Here is a 391-nt window from a genome sequence, read left to right as displayed (position 1 = left end):
GGCGGAAGCCACCCCGGTCACCACCACTGCGGCTGTCATCGCGGCGGAAGCCACCCCGGTCACCACCACTGCGGCTGTCATCGTCGCGACGCGGCCCACGCGGCCGGTCGTCACGACGCTCGAAGCCACCACCGGAACGCCCACCACGGTCATCCTCACGCCGCGGCGCACGATCATCCCGACGGAACCCACCACCGCCACCGCCACGACTGTCATCCCGGCGGAAGCCACCGGCACGGTCGTCGCGACGGAAACCGCCCCGGTCACCGCCACTCGTGGGCCGGCTGTCGTCCCGACGGAAACCGCCCCGGTCACCGCCACTCGTGGGCCGGCTGTCGTCCCGACGGAAACCGCCCCGGTCACCGCCACTCGTGGGCCGGCTGTCGTCCCG

Annotated in this window: 1 pseudogene; it reads left to right on the top strand. The window is 73.4% G+C overall.

The annotated features are described in order from the left end of the window. A pseudogene (locus AB0I23_RS16225) lies at positions 1 to 391 on the top strand (hypothetical protein); the annotation flags it as partial.

Source organism: Streptomyces atratus, assembly GCF_040655115.1.
In the GTDB taxonomy this organism is placed as follows: domain Bacteria; phylum Actinomycetota; class Actinomycetes; order Streptomycetales; family Streptomycetaceae; genus Streptomyces; species Streptomyces atratus_D.
Note: the sequence above shows the minus strand (reverse complement) of the source record. Positions and strands in the feature narration are given on the sequence as shown.